Raw genomic sequence first — 17,002 nt, 5'->3', positions numbered from 1 at the left:
ACTAAATACAACAAAACCTTCCAAATAAAACATAGAGGAAGGTTATTTGGCATGAACATTTTTAGTATATCATGACGTTATTAATCTTTTTATTGAAAAATGTTGACAAACTATTAGCTGGTTTAGTTGAATAAATTCATCACAATGTTATATATCTCTACTTTTTTATCCTTGAATGTCTTCGTCACGTTTGTACTCTAAAATATCTCCAGGCTGACATTCTAAAGCCTTACAAATTGCCTCTAAAGTGGATAATCGAATCGCTTTTGCCTTTCCATTTTTCAATATAGAAAGATTCGCAATCGTGATTCCAACCTTCTCCGAAAGTTCCGTTACGCTCATTTTCCTTTTCGCCAGCATCACATCAATATTGATTATTATTGCCATGTAATTCACCTCAGACCGTTAAATCATTTTCTGATTTTATATCGATAGCATTTTTTAATAGCTTTTGAAGAACAGCGGCAAAGACTGCAACCACCATGCAACCAAAAATAATGACCATTCCGATTAGTATAATACCTGGGGCATCGTCTACCTCTGCCATGAGATATAAGAGTGGCATAAATACCACATATAAGGCACTGATGGTGATGGCACAGTACTTGATATTCTTTAAAGACTTTATAGATAATTCCGAAAACGACTGGTTCTTGTCAATATAGCCTAAAAGTTTTAAAGTCTGGTACAATGCAACGAAAAATACTATCGCTGTTACATACAACCCGATTAAAAAGGGATATTGCAAAAAATCTAACTTTGGATTTAATTCTGCAAAAAATTCAGCTATCCCAGGTAACAAAAATATACACAAAGCAAGGACAGGAAGTCCCATAAGAACAACAACGAACTTTAAAAAGAATGTTTCTCGTTTCATAAAAAGCACCTCACCTATTTTATTATTAATTTGGATTTTAACACATAATTTATCGATTTAAAATAAATTGTTATTGAAATTTATTATATTATTGTTGTTATAGAAATATCCTTTTAATTTTAGACAAAAATAAAAACATCCCTCGTTACAAAGAAATGCTATATAACTTTAAACTATTCAATTAATAACTTGTTCAACTCCCTCAGTATGATAGATATATCTCTCGAGTGCTCACTTATTCGCAGGATTTCATAACCCATGAAACTAAGTTGAAGGTTAAATGAAACGAGTTCAGATCATTAAGGCTTCGTGAAGGCATAGTGAAATAAAGGAATAAGTATTATCTCCATATTTTACCATATGATGTACATTCTCCACGCTGCCCTTGGAGGCTTTCCCTCCCATGTCTCAACGGGTCAAAAAATATGCCCTCTCATTCCTTCGTTACGCCTATTCCAAGGGGTGGAGGCCAGTTATGCTAACCTGATGGGTCAGTGCCCTTTTGTTGAAGAAATCTGGTACTCCGTACATATTTGAAATCCTACGAATAAGACAACATTCGATAAGGGTAAAGCTAACGATCACTCTTTATTATTATTTATTTAGCGTTTTCCCCTACGGGAAACTAGTGTGTCTTTCTAAGAATCTATTAGATATTATGCTGCTAAAGAAGTTATAGGTTTCAATTTTTCTGGACGATAGGATTCATTTCGTTTGGCTATTCCTACAAATACCCGTGCCAGTTTACCAACCAATTTCATGATTGACTTCATTTTCTTAATTTTTTTCACCTTAACATTATTGGAGTGTAGGGCTTTAAACTCAGGGTTATTCATGACAAGGCTCATTGTCGCTAAATAGAGGAAACGCCGCAGTCTGGATCTTCCGCGTTTAGAAATGACAATTTGACCTTTCCACTTTCCCGAGCTTGCTTCGGCTAGGTGCAATCCTGCATGACGTAGTAAAGAATTGCCGTGGGCAAAGCCACTTAAATCTCCAGCTTCCCCTAATATACCCGCCAATGAAATCTCACTAATTCCTTTAATGGTAAGCAATTGATTTGCATATGGAATTTGTATAAGTACTTCTGTGACTTGTTGTTCGACTCTTTCCAGTTGTGTTGTTGCCAGATCATATTCTTCTAGTAATTGTTCTAAATGAAATTTATATGCATCAAGTGCTTGCCTGGTGCCGATCGAACGTTTAGCTAAATGAATAAGTAATTGGGCTTTTTTTAACCCAGGCTGTCTCTTCATCAGTGACTTCCAGCCGATCACAACGTTTTGAGGTTGCATTGAACGCAATTCAGTTGGGGTAGGAAATAGGCGAAGGGTTGCGATTGCCCCTTTACCTGTCACGTCTTTAAACACTTGTCGAAGCTCTGGAAAGACAATATCTACCCAACGATTTAATTGGTTGATTGAACTGACGAGACGCTTAACAATCACGTCACGGTTAGACATAAAAACTCGAAGTTTTTCAAATGATTCAGAAGTTGGGCGAACGATGGCATAGTAGCCGTTCTTCACCATATCAGCGATAACTAGAGCATCTTTTTTATCACTTTTTGACTGGGTATTATCTCGATTCTCTTTATTTCTTTTTACATGGTACGGATTTACTGTTACTACATCAATATTCTGTTCGAATAACCACTTTGATAGATTAATCCAGTAATGTCCGGTAGGTTCCATGCCCACTATAGCTGCATCTAAGTTATTTGTCTTTTTTAGTTTGTTAATCCAGTGCAACAAAATAGTAAATCCTTCTTCGGTATTCTCAAATGTGAGAGGATCGCCCACTACAATTCCACGGAAATTCACAGCTCGAGCCACGTGTAATTGTTGAGCAATGTCCACACCAACAACGAGATGTTGATCGGAGATTTTTTCTATTAGTTGATTTTGTTTGTCTTGCATTTTAAACTTCATAGTAAGGGTTCCTCCTAAAGTTTTGAGTTAGAGTGGTGTCTATACTCATATCTTACCGAGGAGCTCTATTTTTTTCAAAGTTGAAAAATAACGATCTACAGGAATGCTAACCTGCCCCGTTAATTTTGGTGGAATCTTTCACAAACTTATCTGTATTTTAATATATATATATCCTCTTATAAGTAGCATTCCAGAGATTCATCGATCATACTGAGAGAGTGGAAGAAGAAAATCAAGTGTAAACGATCTCTACACAAATCTGACTGTTATGCTGTTGTATCTGATTTCGTCATGCTTGGTTAATAACCAAGTAAAATGGATAAAACTAACCAACGACAGGTAGCTCAGCCGTAGAAATAATAATGAACGGAGTGGATATATATGAGCAAAGCTAAGGGCAAAGGCGGAACAGGCAGAGGAACAGACAAGAAGGGCTGGAATCGTTGGCAAGCTGGTGCGAACAGGGCAAAAAGCGCCAAACCTTACGTAAGCAAGGGTGTTAAAAAATCGGGTGCTAATACCACGAGCGATAGTAAAGGTGATAGAACCGAAATATAGCAGCTGCTGAATAAAAACAGTTTCTTCAAAAACTAACTAATGCGTTAGTTGTAAAAAGAGTTCCTTAAAATGATTACAATCCAGAAGCAACTTTTATATTAAATAGCAATTTTGGATAAAATAAAAGAATGAATAATTGGTTTAGATATATTTCCCATGAGAACTGTGATAATATTGACCTTTACTTATATAGAGGATGTGAACATTTTGATAAAAATAGAAATTCCTACTCCGGACGTTTCCATTACGAAGCAGGATAACCCACAATTAAGCAATATTTATGGATTTACTGATTTCCATTTGATCCCAAGAGATAAAGGCGGGATCTATATGTTCTATAATATTAATGACGAGTTATTGTTCGTAGGCAAGGCAAGAAAGCTACGGCCAAGAATAAAGAAGCATTTTGAAGATACTGTTTCACCAATCAAAGAGCATAGGGATGAAGTATACACCATTGATGTGTGTTATGTGGAAGAACCAATGGACAGAGAAATTTATGAAACCTATATCATTAATAATCTTCACGCTAAGTACAATATCGACAAAGCTTTTTTCAGGTAGTCAATCATAAACCATAGCTTAAGGAAGCCGACATTTATATCGACTTCCTTTTTGTTTGCTCGTTTATAATGTATTGCAAACCAGTATGAGCACTTGCGAAAGTAGGGATATTGCTTTCTAAAGCCATAATGGACATCGCAAGTTTAGGAGTAATACCTACAATGATACATTGGGTGCCAATTAGTTTTAAGGTATCAATTAACGTTTGGATATGGCTTCCGATAACATTGTCATATTCAACAATTCCGCTAAGGTCAATTAAGGCAAACTCAATATTTTGAGAAGAACTTTCCGTGACCACATTTGTGATCAGTCTGTTGGCGCGATCTATATCAAACTCTCCAATGAGCGGCACGGCGATGGTTTTCTCCCAAATCTTTATAATCGGCACAGATAACGTGTTTATTAGCTTATCTTTTCTCTTCTCTTCCTCATCCTTCGTTGTGACATCCATAAGCATGACAACGTATCCATCAATTTCCTCGTTCTCATTTTTTATAGAGGTAATCACAATGTCGGTGACAAATCGGTCAAGGATGTTAATGCGCGCTTTATGATGGCCCGTAAGCTCATCCATTATTTTTTGCTGGTGCGAAGGGTTCTTGTGAAATTTCCCCATATTAACGCCAATCATTTGTTTTACGTCAGAGAAACCATATAAAGGTGCAACCACTGAAAATAATTGAACAGCGTGTGAATTCATCCAGGATAAACTATAGTTTTTATCGGCGATAATGATGTTTTCCCCAATACTGTCTAAAGCATGTAAAAGGGAAATATTATCTGGCACTTTGCCCATGTCATTCATAAAGTTCACCTTATTCTTTTAGATGTTTTTTTCATCATAACATATACGCTTTAATTTTATTCATAAACGCTTATGATACCTGGTTCCCCTTGTGATTTAATATAAGACATGAATATTTTCAGGAAGACATTTCTAAATATTGGATATAAAATAAATACATTGTGGATTTTTCCTGAAAAGACAAAAGGAGGAGAACATGCTCACATTATCCAACTTTCAAAATATAATCGAACAGCAATTTCTTCATAATCGTAATAAGAGTCTCTTTTATACGTTAGCCGATGGAAGACTGGTATTGAGCCCTTCCGAAGAAAGTACAGAGTTAGTAAAACATAAAGCCAGGGAAATAGGAGAATTTATACAATCAGCGAAGGTGAATGGTACATATACAGAATTACTAAAGGATATTTCCGAAAAAAACATTGAATTATTTATGGAAGTGAATCAGTATTTAGATTTTAATCACGATGATCATCGGAAGCTTCAAAAATTCTATGGGGATCTATTTGAACGGGTTTGCATTATGGGCAATAGAGGAGAAACATCTGATCGAGATATTGATCATTTGTTTCGTTCCCATTATAAAAATTTACAGACCTTTTTATTGGACTCAAATGGTATGGAGATATTTAAAAAATATCGAGAAAATCCCGATTTGTTCGCAGTAAAATGCGCTGAATATACACCTGAATTTCAAATGAAATTATTAAATAGTGATTTGCCTACAATGAAACAGCCTGTTTTAGATATAGGGTGCGGTCCTCAAGCAAGTCTCGTTCATTTTTTAAGAGAGAATGGTATTGAAGCATATGGCGTAGATAGAAATGTTGATGTGATGGACTATTTATATCAGATGAGTTGGCTTGAATATTCTTTCACAACAAATAAATGGGGGACGGTCATTTCCCACATGGCTTTTTCCAATCATTTTATGCATCATCATCTAAGAGCCGATGGGAATTTTGAAATCTATGCACAGAAATATATGGAGATATTGAAATCCTTAAAGCTTGGCGGAAGCTTTATTTATGCGCCGAGTCTTTCTTTTATGGAAGATGCATTAATGTCATCAAGTAACTCGTATGTTGTAGAAATAAGGGAACATTCTACCGAAGTAACCCGGCTAAAATAAAGGGAGGAAGGCAGGAAAGCTCCTTGCCCTACTTGCTCATTATCAGGTTCGTGAAAAGAGGGCGGTAGGGGCAATTATCTTCTAAAGACCTGGGGTACATTTCATGAAAATATCATTTATAAAAAAACAACCATATTGAAATCTTCATTCCTCTAATTCTTGAATTCTTTCTTCTACTATTTCCACAAATGCCTGCCTTTCTCCAACTTGAAATAAATGTTTTGCGTTTAAATAATGCTTTAAAGCAGAATCTTTATGATTTAATTTTTGATAGTTTTGAGCGATTTCATAATTCAGTTCACCTAATAAATATAATATTTCTTCCTGAATGCACAGGTTTATGCCCTTCTTACAAAAATTGATAGACTCTCTATAAGAACCGGTCTTGAAAAGAGATTTAGCAATGCCATAATAGAGACGGGTTTCCACTTTTTTATTGGTTACTTCAGGTATGTGTTTTAAATAGTTCAAAGCTTTATGATAAGTTTCAATGGAATCCATATAGTTCTTTATTTCATTATAAATAATGGCTTTGCTATTTAAGATTTCGATATCCTGGAGAGATATAGGTGTTTTCTTTTCATCCTTTCCAATGTTGAAAGCAGCATCCAACAAATGTAAGGAAGTTTCGATATTATTTCGAATATAAAATTCAATGATTCCTTTATGCCAGACAATGTATTGGAGATTATTAGATGTTTTAAAGGCAATATTTTGTTCCTCTACCTTTATGATTCGGTCTACCTCCTCATAGTTTCTATCCCTTATTTCTTTCCTAATCTGATATTTAACTTCTTTTACATAATCGACTCTTGGAATATATGCTTGATTATATAAATAATTAACATCTACCCCAAGTTTGGCGGATATTTCATAGAGAGTCGTGGAAAGCGGAATGACCTCTCCCTTTTCGATTCTACTAATCTGAGCTTGAGTACCAATGCCATCGGCCAACTCACTTTGGGTCAATTGAGCCTGTTTACGTAAGTATTTGATGGTCTTTCCAATTATTTGGGCTTTATCTGGCATTAAAGACACCCCCCTTTTATATATAACTATAATTATATTTTACCTTAAATTTCCAAGATTTCTACACAAATAATTATCAATAGTGATAAAAATCGTCTTTAAGCACGGATTATCCCTTTCGAAAAATACAGTAAAATATACCTATAAAGAAAAAGGAGGTTAAGTATGAAAAGATTAATCGTTGCGGGACTAGCTGTATTCCTTTTAGCTATTAGTAGTCAAGTTCAAGCGTCTGCCACAGAATCAGAACCTACTCCACTTTATGATTTGCCAAATCAACATTAATAAGCTTTTTAACTATTGCAATGTAAAGAAAGACATTATTATTTCTTGGAAGTAATAAAGTTTTTCATTACATTGCTTTTTTTTATGGATGAGAAAAATATATGCGGAGAAAGGGGCTTTTTTAGGGATTAGACTAACATGGCGTGATGAATATAACTTTCTTGAAATTTTCCCAACTCTATAGGGACGTTAGGCTTATTCCCAAATAGTGGACACGTGATAAAGTTATTGGTAAGTAGTTGGGTTAAATACTCCGTCTTTTCGTTCACCAAGTCTGAACAAGCGGAGGGTCAAACAGATGAGACCACTATTTAATTTTAAGTCTACTAAGTCCATTTTTGTTAAATCCGCGAAAAAAAGATTATCTGGTTCGAAAGCGAGTAAGCCTGCGGGGGAGAAAGATATGAACAATACGCATTTGCTTAGCCAAAGTGTCCTGAACTTTGCAAAAGCAACGTTTGTGATTGTCTTGACAGTTGTTTTTATTGTACTTGCCTGTACTGGCAAGGTTGATACGAAATTCTTTACCACGTTGGTGGGCTCATTCTCGCCATTTTTGTAAGGGCCTTTGATTAGCCTTATAACTATTATGTGAGTAGCTTGTTTGAAATATGCATGATTTTGGGTTTGGTAGAACCCGGGATCAAATCCTTCGACCCAACGAACGAAAAGATGATGGGTATTTGCATATGAAAACAGCGAAATTTGATAGGGAATAATCAAAGAAAAAGGAAGCGCCCCGCCAGGCACTTCCTTTTTTCTTTGTGGAAAATTGTTCTCGTACGTTCAATTGGTTTTTTAGCCTGTGCAAAACTAAAAATCAATTTGCCCGGCTCCCCAGATCAAAGTTTGATGTATGTTGTGAACATCAATCTTGGATGTGAGAACAGCTAAGTTGGGTTAAAAACAGGATGAGAACTTCCACCTTTAATTTTATTAGTCTACGTTAGTTATTATAGCACCGGCAGCAGGATTGTAAACCAATTATTTGCCAATTTATTAGAATGTAGAGAGATTGTAACATTTTGTTCGGAACACTCAGTATTTAAACCTTTCTAATCTGAAAAAATTTACTCAATAGCCAAACACCAGGTGCAAAACCGAGTGAAATTTGCCAGGCGCCAATTCCACCCAGACCAAATTCACGTACCAATTGCATTTTTCTGCTCATACTCCGGACATCTTCAAACCAAACTTCATGCGTGCGCCCTTGGTTATCTACATATCGGAAAAAGGGTGACTCATATTCTGTAGAGTATTGGATAGGCACCTGGTATCTCATTGCTGTTTCTATCGCGGCTTGATTGGATACCCCGGGTGCAATGGTTCCCTTAGTATAAGGAAGCAGCCAGTCATAGCCGTATAGAGGAACACCTAGAATAATCTTAGCTCTTCTTATTCTGCTTAAGGCAAAACGGATGGTACTTCTGACTTCATTAATTGGAGCAACAGGCCCTGGTTCGCTTCCTCCATGATGCCAGTCGTAAGCCATGATAAACATCAAATCAACTACTGAGCCGATCCCGCCATAATCGTAGCCTCTTAACCACGGGACTTCTTCATTTGTTTTGGCCGGCACTGAAACGGTCACAAGATAACCGGATGGCTGAAGGCGATCACGAAGCTGCCGCAAAAATCCGGAAAAAAGATCCCGGTCCTCAGTCCTTACTTGTTCAATGTCAATATTTACACCTGCATATCCTTTTCTGGAAACCACGTTAAAAATATTCGTAACGAGGTTGGATCTGGCAGCAGGATTATTTAGCATTTGATGGGCAATCTCGGCATTAAAACCCTCTGTCGTTAGATTTGTCACAGTCATCAATGGCTGCAGCCGTCGCTGCCATGCTGTCTGAATTGCTGGCAAATCGTTAAGGTCATTAACAAGGGCACCAGTGGTAGAAAAGTGGTACTCAAAGATAGACAGGTATGTATGGTATGGTGCAAAATCATTTATCAAAGCTTGATCAAGCTCAGGAGTACGCAGGGTATAAAAGCCAAACGTACTGGCGATGTAATCGGAAATATCCGGGATGGTGATCTTCATTCCCGGCTGTAAGGCGTTCGGGTTTACGGAAGGGTTCGCTCTTCTAAGTCTATCTAGAGGGACATAAGCCATATTGGCAATTCGATAAAAACTGTCTCCGGGCTGAACCGTGTATGTGAAAGTCGTAATTAAAAGAGATTGGCCGGGAACAATATTTGTTTGGTTCAACCCGTTTACAAGCCTTATCCGATCAACGGGAACGTCATACTTTGAGCTTATCTCATCTAAAGTATCACCTTGTCGGACCGTATATACAAACATGTATATTCCTCCTCATTCCGTACAATTATTTTAAAAGTGATAGATAGCCATTTATATATATGATAAGAATTCATGTAACCAAACCATATTATGAAAATTGTAAATCCCGACAATAAGCAAAATCGTTTACTTTCTGATTAAATAGGTTTATCCTTTATTACTATATTTAAATATAATTCCGACTACTTATATATGAAAAGGAGTGTATAAATTGGCACAAACTACAGTTGATACGCCCGCTAACTGGAATAGGAAATCAACAACCGTTGTCACAAAGCTTAGCCCGATGCAAAAGCCGTTAGTAACAGTTGGGATTCTTGCAGCTATTATTCTTTTTATTGCCATTGTTAGTTTGACGAACTTGACGCAGGGTGTACTGTTTATAATCGGACTTGCCCTAGGCGCTACTTTACTTCATGCCCGTTTTGGATTTACCTCAGCCTTTCGCCGGCTCGTGTCAGTAGGGAATGTTCAGGGGCTTCAAGCACACATGCTTATGCTGGCAATAGCGACTACATTATTTGCCCTTATATTGAGTACGGGCTTTAGCTTTACGGGGGTTACGCCCGCTGGTTATGTTTCACCTGTAGGGGTAAGCGTTATATTTGGTGCGTTTATCTTTGGAATCGGAATGCAACTCGGAAATGGCTGTGCTTCAGGGACATTGTATTCAGTAGGCGGCGGCTCGTCTTCAATGATTCTGACGCTGCTTGCCTTTATCGCAGGTTCGGTGCTTGGAGCAAAACACTTCACATTCTGGATGGAAGATACGCCCTCACTTCCTCCAATTTCACTGGCTGAATCAACAGGCCTCGGTTTCTTTGGAGCTTGGCTGGTTCAAATGATGATTTTTGGGGTTATTTATTGGCTTACCATTCAGATCGCGAAAAAGAAAAATCCTCCCATGATGAAACCACTCCCGACCACGAGTGGTTGGAAAAAAGTCATTCGTGGCTCCTGGCCATTGTTTACAGCGGCCATTGTTTTAGCTGTATTAAATGCCTTAACCTTAACAATCAGGGGGAATCCATGGGGGATAACATCCGCTTTCGCTCTTTGGGGAGGAAAGGCCCTTATGGCAATGGGCGTCGATGTCTCAACTTGGGGCTATTTTTCCGGAGCAAACGGGGCGGCCCTTACCCAAACGGTTTTGGCTGACTCCACAAGCGTGATGAATTTTGGAATTATCTTAGGTGCGTTTATTTCAGCCGCATTCCAGGGAACATTCAAGCCTGGGAAAATAAAGCCGGGAGTTGCGGGAGCATCCATCATTGGCGGTATCTTAATGGGATATGGGGCCCGCCTTGCATTTGGCTGTAATATCGGGGCTTACTTCGGTGGGATTGCATCGTTCAGCCTTCACGGCTGGGTTTGGATGGCCATGGCGATGCTTGGGACGTTCCTGGCCTTATTTATTCGTCCGCTGTTCGGCTTGAAAAATCCAAAGCCGACTGACTCTATTTGTTAAATGATGAAAACCCCCTTTGGCAGTTAAGCCGAAGGGGGTATTTTAATGCATGGGTTCATATTTCAGTATTCTATTGTTAATCAAACGTTTGATTAATAGATTTCTGGGGGAAAAGAAGCCGGGCCAGTAGCATAAGTAGCCAAAAATGCCTAAGTTCTTCTTTTTTTACGGATAAATAGAATGACGAAAACGACTATCCCTACTGCAATTAAGGCATAGGCGATATTTGAATAAATCTCCATGAAACTAAGGATATCTTCCCAAGATTCGCCTAACGCGGCCCCGACGGAGACAAGAATAATGTTCCAAATAAGTGTCCCGGCTGTTGTAAAAAGAAGAAAGAGTCCGAATTTCATATTCGACATACCCGCAGGGATCGAAATTAGGCTTCTAATCAATGGAATCATCCGGCAGAAAAATACCGTCCAATAACCATATTTATCAAACCAGGCATCTGCCTTGTGGATGTCCGCTTTTGTAACCCGGAGGATATGTCCCCAGCGGTCGACGATTTTTTCGAGCCTCTCTACATCCAGGAGACGGCCGATGCCGTATAAGATGACTGCACCGACCACTGAACCGATGGTTGCCGCTGCAACGACACCAGGTACTGTTAAATCCGTTTTAGTAGTCATGTATCCACCGAATGAAAGAATCACCTCAGAAGGGATAGGGGGAAACACATTTTCTAATGCAATCATTAGAAATATGCCCAAGTATCCAAACTGTTCCATAAAATCCGTAATCCAATTTTGCATGTGTTACCTCCGAAAGTTGTTCTATCCTACTTTATAGTTATAAGTATATCAAACCTGGACGTCAAATATATGGAATTATAAGTTTGTCCTATACTATCTATATGCAGGTAACACCGTTCAATAACTTCGAACGGTGTTACGCGCAATTAGTTTATATCCGGGTCATTTCCGTTCTGGTCTTCAACGATATACTTTAGGATGGAAAGCTTGTTTTCCCAGAATTTTTCGTAATAAGCAAGCCACTGCTTTACTTCTGTTAATGGCTCAGGCTGCAGTCGATAACGTTTTTCCCTTCCTACCTTTCGCCCGCTCACCAAGTCGGCTTCTGAAAGGATATGGAGATGTTTGGCAACGGCTGTCCGGCTGATCGGGAAATGACTGCTTATCTCTGAAATCGGCAATTCTTTTTCAGCAAGTAATTTAAGTACTTTCCGGCGTGTAGGGTCAGCGATAGCTTGAAATACATCATGCTTTTGTGCTGAAGAAGACACCGCTATTCAACAACCTTTCCAAGGCTTTCGATAATTTTGATCCAGCCATGATCCATCCGGTCACGAATGACGGAGCTTTTCTCTCCGGCTTTCCCGATGATATTGTCAGGGCTTTTCCATCCTCCATGGATAAGGGTGAACTCGGTCTTGCCGTCTACTTCTTTTAAAATAAAGGAAACGAACCAACCGTCTTGATCCCAGGTAAAAGAAAGTTTGTTTGGGGGATTCAGTTCGGTAACTTTACAAAGAGATGGACCGAATGGCGATTGTAAATGGAATTCCTGACCCAAAACTGGTTCAAAGTCGTTGGGCATGAACCAGGAAGCAATGCTTTCAGACGTAGATACTGCATCCCATACTTTGTTAATCGGTGCGTCAAAAACAACGGTCTGTTTGATATCTTCAAGTGTGTTTGTCATAATAAATCTCCTTCTCATGAAAAAATGTAAAACCTTTTAGTTTCACTTTGAATTATATAAAACCATTTGGTTTCATGTCAACAATATGAATTCATATATTAAAAAAGACCTCCACTACCCAAAAGGATAGGGAGGCTGTCCATGGAATGCCTTTTTGAAATTCACGATTTTTTATTCATATTCTCTTGGGCCATCTTGACGAGTTCACGAACCATGCTGCCACCTAATCTGCCGCCGACTTTGCCGGCCTGACGGGGAGTAAGCTGCCCATTATAGCCCTTCTTCAGGGGAACACCAACTTCTTCGGCTGCTTCGAATTTAGCGCCTTCCGGAGTTTGGGCATTGGCAACTTTCGCTTTTAATTCATCCAATTTTCCTCTTGCCTCCGGGACAAGAATTTTATTTCTTCTCGCCATTTTCATCCCTCCTTATATGCTAGAATTCCCTGAAAGGGTGAGAATTTATTATAGGGTGAAAACTTAGTGAGGCACTGACAGTATCTAGCGGATCATTTAAATATGCATTTAAAGGTCAGCTCACCAGAGCTGACTTATGTTTACTAGTTAGGTGACAAACAGAGTTCCTTGCAAAGCTTCAATATATCTCTTGGCTGAATTTTGTACAGCTAGATTGGCTTTTTCTTTCACAACCCGGTGAAAACCATTATAAAGACGATCGAACTGTAGATCGCTCACTCTATGTGCCATTTCTTCCACTTGTGATGCAGGAAGCGGAATCAGATTGGGGTAACTGTACATGAAGCTGACCCATTGCCGGTCAGCGACAACTTGAATAATATCCCCAGTCATCAAGACTCCTTTCCCATTCCGCCCCGAACGCCAGTGTAAGACTGCTCCACCCTTAAAGTGCCCTCCCAGGCGATAAAGAGTAAGTCCTTCATTTAATTGGAGCGAGTTGCCTGACCAAAAAATAATCCTGTCACTTGGTCTCATCACCCATTCTTTATCATCCTCATGGATATAAATGGGGGCATCGAAGGCATCGGCCCATTCGACCTGTGCGGAGTAATAATGTGGATGGGATAAAGCTATGGCTTGGATACCGCCCAATTCATTTAACTGGTTGACGGTATTTTCATCAAGATAAGTCAGGCAGTCCCACAAAAGATTAAATCCATCGTTCTGGATAAGATAAGCTGTTTGCCCGATCGCAAAATTGGGTGCCGTCTCGATGCTGTATAATCCTGTTTCCTCACATGTAATCATGTTTTTATAAGTACCGCCCTCTTTCAGTCCCTCCATAGTAATCCATGACTGTCCTTCAGGATGGATATATTGCCTTTCTTCATCGCAAATCGAGCACTTTGCAGGCACCACTGCTGAAACATCATATTGGACGCCACAAGTCGTACAAATAAAGTGATTCATGATTTCCCCAACTCCTATGTTTTGTGTCTATACTCATTTTAAAAAAAGATAAGGCATTCCTCCTCGGCAGCAGGTAGTATTTTATCTCATACTTTTGAATGAGAACGTTTAAATATTTTCCAATAAATTTATATGAGAGATGGAAAAATAGCGGGTCGCAAAGAAGAAAATGGTATATATTCACCCGAAAAGCTAAAACTACACACATACTTTATTTTGAGTACCAGAGGTGTGGGTCCCCGTCATGAGAAAGTTCAGAAAAAGTCCCCCTAAATCTATTACTTCCGAAGATACAAAACCTCTTGCTGATTCGTCCGTCAACCTTTTACAAAACAACCTTAAAGCCATAAAAGAAAACATCGGAAACAGTCCTGATTTAATAATTAGAGAAATAAAAAAGTTCGAGAGCCCGGACACTGTGTTCGCTGTGGTACATATCGATGGATTGTCAGATAAGAATGTTATCCATTCGAATATTATTCAGCCTTTGACTTATTTATCAAAAGATATTGAAATTCCGGATTCAGATATTGGTCCTTATAATCAATTGGAAACTTTATTGTCGGTTTCCAGCTTGGTGAAAACCGACCAGCTGGAAGATACCACCGCTTACCTTTTGAGTGGCGATACCGTGATTTTGACTCAAGGGAGTTCGTCATTCTTGATTGCCACTACAGGAGAAACGGCAAGCCGGAGCATTGAAGAACCGACTTCCCAGACGGTTATCCGCGGGCCGAAAGACAGTTTTACGGAAAATCTACGAACGAACACATCACTTGTCCGTTCGCGCATTAAAAGCCCGCACCTAAAGATTGGGGGAGTAAAGCTTGGAAAACTGACCCAAACCAATGTGGAGTACATGTATATAAAGGGAATTATCGACCCTGCCCTACTTAAGGAATTAGAAGAAAGAATCCAAACAATAGAAGTAGATCAAATCTTAGACTCGAGCTATATTGAGGTGTTAATACAGGATCATCGGGAATCTCCTTTTCCAACATTAATTAGCACAGAGAGACCTGATGTAGTCGCTGCTAACTTACTGGAGGGGCGATTCGCTGTTTTTGTAGCCGGAACACCATTTGTATTGATTGGGCCGGCCACCTTTATCCAGTTTTTCCAATCGCCTGAGGACTATTATTATAATCCGTATATCAGTACATTTTTAAGAGGATTACGATTTATATCATTTTTCTTATCATTGTACTCTCCGGGCCTGTATATCGCGCTTCTCTCACATCATGCAGGGTTGATTCCATCTTTATTGGTATTCAGTTTAGCGGGACAAAGAGAAGGGGTGCCTTTTCCGATTATCGTTGAAGCTTTAATCATGGAGATGGCTTTCGAGATTCTTAGGGAAGCGGCAGTGAGAATGCCCAGAGCAGTTGGCAACACGATTTCGATTGTTGGCGCCCTTATCATCGGACAGGCAGCTGTTGAAGCCGGTCTTGTATCGGCTGCTACCGTAATCGTTGTGTCCATAACAGCTATCGCGAGCTTCACGTTGCCGAATTATAATTTATCCAATACAGCCAGAGTATTAAGATTTACACTCATTATTTCTGGTGCGTATATAGGCCTATATGGCATATTGCTAGCTTCCATTATCATTCTTACTCATCTATGTAGTCTGCGCAGTTTTGGCATGCCTTATATAGCTCCATTGGCTCCGTTCCGTTTAGGGAAACAAAAAGACGCTATCGTCCGCACGTCATTAAGCCCTTCTCCAACGGCAACCGAGAATCAGAGAAGCTCGGTTGGGAATGGCGGTGACCGGGATGATTAGACGATGTGTCATAATGTGCTGCCTGGCCGTCCTATGTTTATCAGGATGTGCCAATTATAAAGAATTGAATAAAACAGCGCTCATCATTGGTATGGGGATTGATTATAACAAAGGAAAGAAGCGATATGATGTATCATTTCAAGTCATCAATCCAAATGAAAAATCAAAATCTCCTACAGCAGGCAGGGCCCTTCCTGTTGTATCCTATCATGCCACGGGGAAAACAATCTCTGAAGCGGCCAGGAAATCGACCCAGCATTTTTCAAGGCAAAATGATTATTCGCATATCATGATTTTAATTATAGACGAAGATCTAGCAAGAAAAGAAAGCTTAAATTATTTCTTAGATGTCTTCGAGAGAGATGCAAAGATCCGGTCGAGCATCCCGGTGGTAATCAGCAAAGGAGCAAAGGCGAGAGAAGTGTTGAATATCCTTCCCAGCATTGAAGATCCGTCCATGTCCATTGCTAGTAAAGTAGAAAACAGTTCAAAACTTCTTGGTGAAAATACCGAAATCAAAATATACGAAGTGATTGAGGCTCTTTCCTCCAAAGGAGCGGAGCCGGCAATAAGCGGCATAGAGATTCATGGCAGCAAGCAGACTGGATTATCAAGAAAGAATTATGAGAAAGTGAATTATACCCATACTTATCTGAATGGTATAGGGATGTTCAGGAAAGGGAAATTAGTCGGTTGGTTGGAGGGACAGGATACGAAGTCTTACCAGATCGTTAAAAATAAATTAAAGACGACGAACCTCAGCGTAGCCTGTGATCGTAATAGATATACTTCCATTCGGGTAAAGCAATCTAATAGCAAATCCAAAGTGACAATAAAACAAGGTAGAGCCTCTATAAATATTGCTATAAAGGCGAATGGAATGATTGATGAAAGTCTGTGTAATAAAGATATCAGCAGCCAAAAAGTCATTCAGGACTTTGAAAAGAAAGCAGCGCAGGAATATAGCAAAATCATCCGTGGTGGGATTAGTAAAGCTAAGAAACATCAAAGTGATATATTCGGTTTTGGTGAAATGTTACGCAGGAGTGATCATGATGTATGGAAACAGCATGAAAATGAGTGGGGTGAGATTTTTTCCAAGGCGGAAGTAAAAGTGAATGTGAGTTTCAAAATTCAAGGAACAAGCATGAGGACAAAAGCGTACCCTTTTAGATAGGTCAATTCGCATACAAATTTGGA

Annotated in this window: 18 protein-coding genes; 7 read left to right on the top strand and 11 right to left on the bottom strand. The window is 39.1% G+C overall.

Going from position 1 to position 17,002, the window contains the following annotated elements:
• Positions 1-165: 165 nt before the first annotated feature.
• The 3 genes from LQ216_RS17550 to LQ216_RS17540 all read right to left on the bottom strand — a co-directional run bounded on the left by LQ216_RS17550 (position 166) and on the right by LQ216_RS17540 (position 2,808).
• A complete protein-coding gene (locus tag LQ216_RS17550) occupies positions 166-387 on the bottom strand; it encodes a helix-turn-helix transcriptional regulator (protein ID WP_230130730.1) in 222 nt (73 codons plus the stop codon).
• Positions 388-397: 10 nt separating this feature from the next.
• A complete protein-coding gene (locus LQ216_RS17545) occupies positions 398-877 on the bottom strand; it encodes a DUF2975 domain-containing protein (RefSeq protein WP_230130729.1) in 480 nt (159 codons plus the stop codon).
• 656 nt (positions 878-1,533) lie between these two features.
• Complete coding sequence (locus LQ216_RS17540; protein ID WP_230130728.1) at positions 1,534-2,808, bottom strand: IS110 family transposase; 1,275 nt, start codon at positions 2,806-2,808, stop codon at positions 1,534-1,536.
• A gap of 381 nt (positions 2,809-3,189) precedes the next feature.
• Here LQ216_RS17540 and LQ216_RS17535 point away from each other — a divergent pair, with 381 nt between their 5' ends.
• Positions 3,190-3,366 (top strand): DUF3934 family protein, encoded by a 177-nt coding sequence (locus tag LQ216_RS17535; protein WP_230130727.1) that lies wholly within the window; start codon positions 3,190-3,192, stop codon positions 3,364-3,366.
• Positions 3,367-3,573: 207 nt separating this feature from the next.
• Complete coding sequence (locus LQ216_RS17530) at positions 3,574-3,930, top strand: nucleotide excision repair endonuclease (RefSeq protein ID WP_230130726.1); 357 nt, start codon at positions 3,574-3,576, stop codon at positions 3,928-3,930.
• A gap of 34 nt (positions 3,931-3,964) precedes the next feature.
• Here LQ216_RS17530 and LQ216_RS17525 read toward each other — a convergent pair whose 3' ends face one another.
• Complete coding sequence (locus LQ216_RS17525) at positions 3,965-4,738, bottom strand: STAS domain-containing protein (protein ID WP_230130725.1); 774 nt, start codon at positions 4,736-4,738, stop codon at positions 3,965-3,967.
• A 196-nt stretch (positions 4,739-4,934) separates the two neighbouring features.
• On the opposite strand from LQ216_RS17525, the gene LQ216_RS17520 reads away from it, so the two are divergent.
• Complete coding sequence (locus LQ216_RS17520; protein ID WP_230130724.1) at positions 4,935-5,870, top strand: class I SAM-dependent methyltransferase; 936 nt, start codon at positions 4,935-4,937, stop codon at positions 5,868-5,870.
• Between the two features lie 144 nt (positions 5,871-6,014).
• Here LQ216_RS17520 and LQ216_RS17515 read toward each other — a convergent pair whose 3' ends face one another.
• Positions 6,015-6,899, bottom strand: a complete 885-nt coding sequence (locus LQ216_RS17515) for a helix-turn-helix domain-containing protein (RefSeq protein ID WP_230130723.1) — start codon at positions 6,897-6,899, stop codon at positions 6,015-6,017.
• A gap of 583 nt (positions 6,900-7,482) precedes the next feature.
• On the opposite strand from LQ216_RS17515, the gene LQ216_RS17510 reads away from it, so the two are divergent.
• Positions 7,483-7,746 carry a hypothetical protein gene (locus LQ216_RS17510; protein WP_230130722.1) on the top strand — a complete coding sequence of 88 codons (264 nt, stop codon included), beginning with the start codon at positions 7,483-7,485 and terminating at the stop codon, positions 7,744-7,746.
• 483 nt (positions 7,747-8,229) lie between these two features.
• Here LQ216_RS17510 and LQ216_RS17505 read toward each other — a convergent pair whose 3' ends face one another.
• Entirely contained in the window at positions 8,230-9,492 is a 1,263-nt protein-coding gene (locus LQ216_RS17505; RefSeq protein WP_230130721.1) for a glycoside hydrolase family 18 protein, read from the bottom strand.
• A gap of 286 nt (positions 9,493-9,778) precedes the next feature.
• Between LQ216_RS17505 and LQ216_RS17500 the strand changes: the two genes are divergently transcribed.
• Positions 9,779-10,960, top strand: a complete 1,182-nt coding sequence (locus LQ216_RS17500; RefSeq protein ID WP_354959281.1) for a YeeE/YedE family protein — start codon at positions 9,779-9,781, stop codon at positions 10,958-10,960.
• 149 nt (positions 10,961-11,109) lie between these two features.
• Here the strand turns inward: LQ216_RS17500 and LQ216_RS17495 are convergent, their stop codons facing one another.
• The 5 genes from LQ216_RS17495 to LQ216_RS17475 form a co-directional block, all read right to left on the bottom strand.
• Positions 11,110-11,718: a DedA family protein gene (locus LQ216_RS17495; protein ID WP_230130719.1), complete on the bottom strand. Its 609-nt coding sequence runs from the start codon at positions 11,716-11,718 to the stop codon at positions 11,110-11,112.
• Positions 11,719-11,864: 146 nt separating this feature from the next.
• A complete protein-coding gene (locus LQ216_RS17490; RefSeq protein ID WP_230130718.1) occupies positions 11,865-12,209 on the bottom strand; it encodes a metalloregulator ArsR/SmtB family transcription factor in 345 nt (114 codons plus the stop codon).
• Positions 12,210-12,211: 2 nt separating this feature from the next.
• On the bottom strand, positions 12,212-12,628 hold the full coding sequence (locus tag LQ216_RS17485; RefSeq protein WP_230130717.1) for an SRPBCC domain-containing protein: 417 nt from the start codon (positions 12,626-12,628) through the stop codon (positions 12,212-12,214).
• Between the two features lie 161 nt (positions 12,629-12,789).
• Positions 12,790-13,044, bottom strand: coding sequence for an alpha/beta-type small acid-soluble spore protein (locus tag LQ216_RS17480; protein WP_230130716.1), 255 nt, complete (start codon positions 13,042-13,044; stop codon positions 12,790-12,792).
• Between the two features lie 147 nt (positions 13,045-13,191).
• Positions 13,192-14,016, bottom strand: coding sequence for an MBL fold metallo-hydrolase (locus LQ216_RS17475; RefSeq protein ID WP_230130715.1), 825 nt, complete (start codon positions 14,014-14,016; stop codon positions 13,192-13,194).
• A gap of 244 nt (positions 14,017-14,260) precedes the next feature.
• Here LQ216_RS17475 and LQ216_RS17470 point away from each other — a divergent pair, with 244 nt between their 5' ends.
• Both LQ216_RS17470 and LQ216_RS17465 read left to right on the top strand, forming a co-directional pair.
• Positions 14,261-15,802, top strand: a complete 1,542-nt coding sequence (locus tag LQ216_RS17470; RefSeq protein ID WP_230130714.1) for a spore germination protein — start codon at positions 14,261-14,263, stop codon at positions 15,800-15,802.
• Complete coding sequence (locus LQ216_RS17465) at positions 15,795-16,979, top strand: Ger(x)C family spore germination protein (protein ID WP_230130713.1); 1,185 nt, start codon at positions 15,795-15,797, stop codon at positions 16,977-16,979. The genes LQ216_RS17470 and LQ216_RS17465 overlap by 8 nt, the downstream gene beginning before the upstream one ends.
• Positions 16,980-17,002: the final 23 nt, after the last annotated feature.

The sequence above is a fragment of the Bacillus sp. CECT 9360 genome (genome assembly GCF_918741275.1).
Lineage (GTDB): Bacteria > Bacillota > Bacilli > Bacillales > DSM-1321 > Peribacillus.
This window is presented reverse-complemented; position numbering and strand designations above follow the sequence as displayed.

Coding starts and splice junctions, on each gene's coding strand:
- LQ216_RS17550 (WP_230130730.1), bottom strand. CDS start 387: ATGGCAATAATAATCAATATTGATGTGATGCTGGCGAAAAGGAAAATG.
- LQ216_RS17545 (WP_230130729.1), bottom strand. CDS start 877: ATGAAACGAGAAACATTCTTTTTAAAGTTCGTTGTTGTTCTTATGGGA.
- LQ216_RS17540 (WP_230130728.1), bottom strand. CDS start 2,808: ATGAAGTTTAAAATGCAAGACAAACAAAATCAACTAATAGAAAAAATC.
- LQ216_RS17535 (WP_230130727.1), top strand. CDS start 3,190: ATGAGCAAAGCTAAGGGCAAAGGCGGAACAGGCAGAGGAACAGACAAG.
- LQ216_RS17525 (WP_230130725.1), bottom strand. CDS start 4,738: ATGAATGACATGGGCAAAGTGCCAGATAATATTTCCCTTTTACATGCT.
- LQ216_RS17520 (WP_230130724.1), top strand. CDS start 4,935: ATGCTCACATTATCCAACTTTCAAAATATAATCGAACAGCAATTTCTT.
- LQ216_RS17515 (WP_230130723.1), bottom strand. CDS start 6,899: ATGCCAGATAAAGCCCAAATAATTGGAAAGACCATCAAATACTTACGT.
- LQ216_RS17510 (WP_230130722.1), top strand. CDS start 7,483: ATGAGACCACTATTTAATTTTAAGTCTACTAAGTCCATTTTTGTTAAA.
- LQ216_RS17505 (WP_230130721.1), bottom strand. CDS start 9,492: ATGTTTGTATATACGGTCCGACAAGGTGATACTTTAGATGAGATAAGC.
- LQ216_RS17500 (WP_354959281.1), top strand. CDS start 9,779: ATGCAAAAGCCGTTAGTAACAGTTGGGATTCTTGCAGCTATTATTCTT.
- LQ216_RS17495 (WP_230130719.1), bottom strand. CDS start 11,718: ATGCAAAATTGGATTACGGATTTTATGGAACAGTTTGGATACTTGGGC.
- LQ216_RS17485 (WP_230130717.1), bottom strand. CDS start 12,628: ATGACAAACACACTTGAAGATATCAAACAGACCGTTGTTTTTGACGCA.
- LQ216_RS17480 (WP_230130716.1), bottom strand. CDS start 13,044: ATGGCGAGAAGAAATAAAATTCTTGTCCCGGAGGCAAGAGGAAAATTG.
- LQ216_RS17475 (WP_230130715.1), bottom strand. CDS start 14,016: ATGAATCACTTTATTTGTACGACTTGTGGCGTCCAATATGATGTTTCA.
- LQ216_RS17470 (WP_230130714.1), top strand. CDS start 14,261: ATGAGAAAGTTCAGAAAAAGTCCCCCTAAATCTATTACTTCCGAAGAT.
- LQ216_RS17465 (WP_230130713.1), top strand. CDS start 15,795: ATGATTAGACGATGTGTCATAATGTGCTGCCTGGCCGTCCTATGTTTA.